Genomic DNA, 6,250 nt, shown 5'->3' with positions numbered 1-6,250 from the left:
AACTCGGTCGGGAAGCAAGAAAAATGTCCTTCGGAAGGGCACCGAAGGACAAAACACGATAGCGAAACACTAATGATTGGTATCAGGCATTCTTAGTTGCATGTTCCATGCGGGTTAGGGCAGCCGTTTGCTTCTTTTTCTACTTGGATGGTGCTGTGTTCGATGTGGAATTCGTCGTGAAGGACCCGCTGGGATTGTGAGAGGATGTCATCGTGAATTCCGTTATCTAATATGGTAATATGGCAGCTTAATACAGAATAACCCGAGGTGATGGTCCATATGTGCAGGTCATGGACTTCCTTCACCAATGGAATCTTTTTAAGTTCGTCTTTCACATGATTGATATCAATCTGCGCTGGTGCACCCTCCATCAAGATATGGAACGAGTCCTTTGTGACCCTATATCCACTTAAGAGAATTAGGATGGCAACAATAACACTTGCGATCGGGTCAGCAATCCCCCAGCCGAAAAACATAATCAACAGGGCGGCAACTATCGCGCCAACAGATCCCAGCATATCACCAAGAACATGTAAAAAGGCACTCCTGACATTTAGGTTATCTTCCTTGTCACCCTTCATTAATATCCAAGCAGCAACGATGTTCACCAGCAGGCCTGTGATTGATATCATCAGCATTCCGGTACTTTGCACCTCTGGTGGATTGAAAAAGCGTTGAAAAGCTTCAAAAAAGATATAGATAGAAATAACACCTAGTGTAATTCCATTCAAGGCTGCAGCGATAATTTCGAACCGTTTGTAGCCATATGTTTTTTCTTTCGACACCTGTTTCTCACCGAGCTTAATCGCAAAAAAGCTTAGTCCTAGTGCGGCCGCGTCACTCAGCATATGCCCTGCATCTGACAAAAGCGCCAAACTGTTTGTTAATATACCACCGATTACCTCGACGACCATAAACGCCGCAATTAATAGGAAGGAACTCAATAACGCTTTTTTATTACTCGTATGTGAATGTCCATGTGAATGTCCGTGTGAATGTCCGTGATGGTGATGACCCATGTTAATCCCCCCAAAAGCCTATTCCAAACGGCTTTTTTATTTATCTCTTTCTAAACCGAAAATATTACGATTAAGGCTAGTGTTTTCTAATCTTTTTTATTCGATACACGCCACTTAAGCACACGTCCGAATTGCCTAGTCTTTTACTCTTAAAAGCCGTAAACCATTAAAGGGAACGAGTAACGTCACGCCCATATCGGCAAAAATAGCAATCCATAATGTTAGCCAGCCCAGAAAAAGGGCTAAAAACTTAACAACTAATGATAATGTAATATTTCTTCTAAGGTAGTAGTTCCATAGACTGTGAGCTTTGCTGCTCCAAAATTAATTTTAGCGTCAACGGCACCATCCTGGTGTTGTACGTTCTTTTCGAACTTTGCGGCACAACTTGTTCAAGAAAGGCCTTGAACTCGATAGACTTGTTTTTCAACTGTCTCACTCACGACTGGCCACCTCCTCCTGATGGGCAATTGCAATATGAATTAATTGTTTAACATGATCGTCGTCAAGGGAATAATAAACAAGCTTACCCTCTTTCCGGTATTTCGTGAGCCCAAGGTTTTTTAAATGACGCAAATGATGAGAGGCCGTAGCTGTGGTTGCTCCAACAATATTGGCGACATCACAGACGCATAACTCATCTTCAAGTGTAAGGGAATAGGCGATTTTCAAGCGTGTCTCATCGGACAATGCTTTAAAAAGCTTGGTCACTTCAGTGATACTCGTATCCTTTTCAAGCTGCTGTTGAACCCGAGTGGTTTTCTCATTATCCACACAGGTAACCTCGCAAATATCACGCTCTTTCATCCTAATCACCCTCATTCAAATGTTCGTTTGAATATATCATATTCAAATGACGGTTTGAATGTCAATAATTATTGAACTTTTTTTACTTAAAAATATTGAAGTATTTCCTATTTTATAGAACATTCAAATGGTTCCTATTTTGTGACAGGATTTTTTGAGTAGAGTCGTTCTTTTTTTGTGGTTTAATGAAAACTGCACCCACTTAAAATTCGAAATATTCCTACTATTATCTTGACTATTGTCTTAATTAATATTATAGCGTTATAATATGTTAGAGTAATAACACGGTAACGTACTAAAGTAAAATAATAAATAGATAGGATGGTAGATTTAATATGAAACGGTTAGTTACTATGTTTTTAGTAATAGCAGCGGCATTCACCATTATTACAGGATGTTCATCTAAGTCATCTGAATCAAAGGACAACACATTGGTGATTGGAATCGATGATAAATTTGCACCAATGGGCTTCCGCGATGAGAATAACAAGATTGTTGGTTTTGACATTGACTACGCCAGCGCAGCAGCCGAAAAAATGGGGAAAAAGGTTAAGTTTCAACCAATCGATTGGAGCACAAAGGAAGCGGAACTTAGCAGTGGACGGATTGACCTTATTTGGAACGGATACACTATTACCGACGAACGTAAAAAGAAAGTTCTTTTCACGAAACCATATTTAAAAAATGCTCAAGTAGTTGTTACGATGGCAGATTCAAAGCTTTCTAAATTAGATGATTTAACTGGTAAGGTTGTCGGCTTGCAAACACTATCTTCAGCAGCTGATGCATTAGACGCTTCACCAATTAAGGCAAAAATTAAGACAGTTACCGAGTTTGCTGACAATGTCCAAGCATTGACTGACTTAAAGAGCGGCCGGTTAGATGCAGTAGTTATTGATGAGATTGTCATTGATTACTACATGACGAAAGAAAAAGAAGCATTCAAAATCCTTGATGAATCACTGGCCCCTGAAGAATACGGAATTGGCGTTAAAAAGGGAAATGATCAATTACTTAAAAATCTGCAAAAAGCACTTGATGAAATGAACGAAGATGGCACTGCCCAAGGAATTTCGAAAAAGTGGTTTGGCGAAAATAAAGTACTAAAGTAATACCGAATATAAGATAAAACAGGTTTCCTCGGGGAACCCTGTTTTGTTTTTGGAGGAAACCTTTCATGTCTTTTGATTATCTTATTTCTATACTAAAACCCATGCTCGAAGGGGCTCAGATGACCATCCTCTTGTTTTTGATTGCAATTGTCGTATCCATTCCCCTCGGGTTTGTTTTAACACTAGCTGTCGGCAGCCGTTTTAAACCCCTCTCCATGCTTGCCGAGGGATATATTTACGTGATGCGCGGCACACCGCTCTTACTTCAGCTGTTATTTATTTGTTTCGGGCTGCCGATGCTGCCTGTCATTGGTGAATATTTAGTCTTGGACCGCTTTGTTGCGGCCTGTATCGGTTTTATTTTAAACTATGCCGCCTATTTTGCTGAAATCTTTCGCGGTGGACTTCTTGCGATTGATAAAGGTCAATATGAGGCATCACAAGTCCTTGGTCTGAATAGATGGCAGACATTGACAAGGGTCATCCTGCCGCAAATGTTCCGGATTGCCCTCCCGGCTGTCGCGAACGAATCCGTAACATTAGTGAAAGATACTGCACTCCTTTATGCGGTTGCTGTACCTGAATTGCTGCATTTTGCGCAAACAGCGGTCAATCGAGACTTTACCATTGTGCCTTTCTTCGTAGCAGGGATCATTTACTTGATCATGACGCTCCTGTTAACCCTGGTCTTTAAAGGGTTCGAAAAACGGTTCAAATTTGAATAGGAAGGAGTGATGAAAATGGCTGTCATAGAAATATCTAATCTCAAAAAATCGTACGGTAATTTAGAAGTCTTAAAACGGATTACCTTTGATGTAAATAAAAACGATGTGGTAGCTGTCATTGGTCCGTCCGGCTCTGGAAAAAGTACGATGCTACGGAGTTTAGTCCATCTAGAAAAAATAGACGATGGCACGATTTGTGTCTCCGGTAATCATTTAGTAAAGGACGGCGTCTATGCGAAGCCGCAGGAAATCAAAGAGATCAACGCTAAAATGGGTATGGTTTTTCAGCATTTTAACCTTTTTCCACATCTGACCGTTAAAGAAAATTTGGAGATCGCTCCAAAAATGTTGAAAAAGGAATCGGCTGCTAACATTCAACAAAGAAGCAGTGAGCTTCTTGAGAAAATAGGGCTAGCTGACCGGTCTGCTGCCTATCCTGCAAAACTGTCAGGCGGACAGAAACAACGAGTAGCTATCGCCCGGGCGCTTATGTTAAACCCAGAAATTTTGCTCTTTGATGAGCCAACTTCTGCTTTGGATCCGGAATTAACTGGTGAAGTGTTGCAAGTTATGAAGGAGCTGGCGGAAGAACACATGACCATGATTGTGGTAACACACGAGATGGGCTTTGCCAAGGAAGTAGCAAATAGAGTTATCTTCATGGATAACGGGGAAATTGTTGAATCCGGTTCGCCAGAGGAGCTGTTTACGAATCCTAAGAATGAACGCACAAAGGCTTTCTTGAAACGTAGTTTAAAATGATTTAGAACCCGTTCCCCCAAAAAGGGGAAAACTATTTAAAAAGTATTATTCATAAACAAATCCCTCTTTAATAAGAGGGATTTCAGATTGTAGCCAAAAGGCATTCGAATGAGCCCATTCGGATGCCTTTTTGTTGATATTTTGCTCGTAAGAGCAAAATTTAGACCTATCCTATGCCTATTACTACGCCATTTCTGGTCTTTTCCATGTCCAGTTGGCCATCTTTTTCAAATTCATGGCAGCAAAAGTAAGCATCGCCTGCATGGACAATTTTTTTAAACCTCTTAAGGTTGTCCATCGCATCCCATGCTTTTCTTTAGCATCCGCAAAGACACGTTCAATCGTTTCTTTACGTCTTGCGTATATGCTTTTATTTTCTTGTGTGTGACGAAGATGATCGGCTTCTTCCATAAAATGTTCCCACACATGTCGCTCAATCAATTTTTTATGTTCTTTACTTTGCGTGCATTCGGAAAGTAATGGACAATTTTGACACTCAAGCGGATTTGAGAAGGATTGACGTTTTCCATTTTTCGTCGTCGTTGCATATTTAAGTATTTGTCCTTGCGGACAGATATAACAATCGTAGTAATCATCATAAACATACTCATGTTTTTTCAAATAACCATCTTTCGTCCGTGGACGTGTATACGGTAAAGCAGGAGTCATATCATTTCCAAATACGTATTGAGCAATAGCAGGTGTTTTGTATCCAGCATCAGCAGCAACAGCTTCAGGTTTCCCGTGTTTTTCGATGACTTTCTCAAGCAGTGGCTCGAATATAACGCTATCATGGATATTCCCTGGCGTTACAATTGCGCCCAGAACAAAACCATTCCGATCTGACGCTGCATGAAATGAGTATGCGAATTGTTTAGTTCGCTCATCCTTTACGTAATAACCACTTTCTGGGTCAGTGGTACTTTCTTTAATTTCTTTTAATTCTTCTTTATCAAATTTATCTGGAGGAAATGGCTTCTTTCCGTGATCTTCGCGGTCATTATTAATCTCGTCTTGTAAACGTGCTTCATAAGCTTTCGATTCTTTTCGAACTACTTTCTTCTCAAATTTACGTTTATTTGCACTTGCCTTAACATGAGTAGAATCTATAAACACGTGCTCACTACTAATCAATTTCTTTTCTGAGGCATCCTTAAGAATACGATAAAAAATCTGTTCAAATAGATCTGTATCCTTAAAGCGGCGTTCGTAGTTTTTACCAGACGTTGAAAAGTGTGGCACCTTATCGTAGAAACCAAAGCCTAAAAACCAACGATACGCCATATTAGTTTCGATTTCTGCAATTGTTTGACGCATTGAGCGAATACCGAAGGTATATTGAATGAAAGCCATCTTAATCAATACCACAGGGTCAATACTCGGACGGCCCCGTTTTGATGAATACATATCTTGTACAAGTGAATAAATAAAAGAAAAATCTATAGCTGCTTCAATCTTCCGAACCAAATGGTTCGCAGGTACAAGTTGTTCTAAAGCTATCATTTCTATTTGGTCACGATTCATCTGTGTATTTTTAGTTAGCATTTCATCCACCTCATTTATATGTCTGTATCTTAATTATACAAAGGGCTTATTTAAAGGTCATTATTGATTTTATAACTCTGTTGATTGAAGCGGAAGGCGCGAAGACTCCTGCGGGAGTACGGAGCAGGGGAGACCCCGCAGGCGCTTAAGCGCCGAGGAGGCTCCCCGCTACGCCCGCGGAAAGCGAAGCGCCTGGAGCGCAAAGCAACAGACAATTTAACAAAGACATAAAAAAGACTGCCGGCAAACCCAAAGTTTTGTGGATTTGTCGACAGTCTGA

Annotated in this window: 6 protein-coding genes and 1 pseudogene; 3 read left to right on the top strand and 4 right to left on the bottom strand. The window is 40.4% G+C overall.

Annotated elements, in window-relative coordinates; translation table 11 throughout:
* Positions 1 to 92: 92 nt before the first annotated feature.
* From V7137_RS09565 to V7137_RS09555, 3 genes and pseudogenes are all read right to left on the bottom strand, one after another.
* Positions 93 to 1,019 (bottom strand): cation diffusion facilitator family transporter, encoded by a 927-nt coding sequence (locus tag V7137_RS09565; RefSeq protein ID WP_335697869.1) that lies wholly within the window; start codon positions 1,017 to 1,019, stop codon positions 93 to 95.
* A gap of 272 nt (positions 1,020 to 1,291) precedes the next feature.
* Positions 1,292 to 1,462 (bottom strand): annotated as a pseudogene (locus V7137_RS09560) (cation transporter); the annotation flags it as partial.
* The gene (locus V7137_RS09555) at positions 1,455 to 1,826 is read right to left on the bottom strand and encodes an ArsR/SmtB family transcription factor (protein WP_335697868.1); all 372 of its coding nucleotides are present in this window, start codon (positions 1,824 to 1,826) and stop codon (positions 1,455 to 1,457) included. The pseudogene V7137_RS09560 and the gene V7137_RS09555, both read right to left, overlap by 8 nt.
* Before the next feature lie 335 nt (positions 1,827 to 2,161).
* On the opposite strand from V7137_RS09555, the gene V7137_RS09550 reads away from it, so the two are divergent.
* The 3 genes from V7137_RS09550 (at position 2,162) to V7137_RS09540 (ending at position 4,425) form a co-directional block, all read left to right on the top strand.
* The gene (locus V7137_RS09550; protein ID WP_335697867.1) at positions 2,162 to 2,938 is read left to right on the top strand and encodes an amino acid ABC transporter substrate-binding protein; all 777 of its coding nucleotides are present in this window, start codon (positions 2,162 to 2,164) and stop codon (positions 2,936 to 2,938) included.
* A gap of 65 nt (positions 2,939 to 3,003) precedes the next feature.
* Entirely contained in the window at positions 3,004 to 3,663 is a 660-nt protein-coding gene (locus V7137_RS09545; RefSeq protein WP_335697866.1) for an amino acid ABC transporter permease, read from the top strand.
* Between the two features lie 15 nt (positions 3,664 to 3,678).
* On the top strand, positions 3,679 to 4,425 hold the full coding sequence (locus V7137_RS09540) for an amino acid ABC transporter ATP-binding protein (RefSeq protein WP_335697865.1): 747 nt from the start codon (positions 3,679 to 3,681) through the stop codon (positions 4,423 to 4,425).
* A gap of 183 nt (positions 4,426 to 4,608) precedes the next feature.
* On the opposite strand, the gene V7137_RS09535 is transcribed toward V7137_RS09540, so the two are convergent.
* Positions 4,609 to 5,970 carry an IS1182 family transposase gene (locus V7137_RS09535; protein WP_335697864.1) on the bottom strand — a complete coding sequence of 454 codons (1,362 nt, stop codon included), beginning with the start codon at positions 5,968 to 5,970 and terminating at the stop codon, positions 4,609 to 4,611.
* Between the last annotated feature and the right edge of the window lie 280 nt (positions 5,971 to 6,250).

It is taken from the genome of Neobacillus drentensis, assembly GCF_036962765.1.
GTDB classification, from domain to species: domain Bacteria; phylum Bacillota; class Bacilli; order Bacillales; family Cytobacillaceae; genus Neobacillus; species Neobacillus drentensis_C.
Note: the sequence above shows the minus strand (reverse complement) of the source record. Positions and strands in the feature narration are given on the sequence as shown.

Excerpts from the sequence above, each read along its gene's own strand:
- V7137_RS09565 (WP_335697869.1), bottom strand. The coding sequence starts at position 1,019 with ATGGGTCATCACCATCACGGACATTCACACGGACATTCACATGGACAT.
- V7137_RS09555 (WP_335697868.1), bottom strand. The coding sequence starts at position 1,826 with ATGAAAGAGCGTGATATTTGCGAGGTTACCTGTGTGGATAATGAGAAA.
- V7137_RS09550 (WP_335697867.1), top strand. The coding sequence starts at position 2,162 with ATGAAACGGTTAGTTACTATGTTTTTAGTAATAGCAGCGGCATTCACC.
- V7137_RS09545 (WP_335697866.1), top strand. The coding sequence starts at position 3,004 with ATGTCTTTTGATTATCTTATTTCTATACTAAAACCCATGCTCGAAGGG.
- V7137_RS09540 (WP_335697865.1), top strand. The coding sequence starts at position 3,679 with ATGGCTGTCATAGAAATATCTAATCTCAAAAAATCGTACGGTAATTTA.
- V7137_RS09535 (WP_335697864.1), bottom strand. The coding sequence starts at position 5,970 with ATGCTAACTAAAAATACACAGATGAATCGTGACCAAATAGAAATGATA.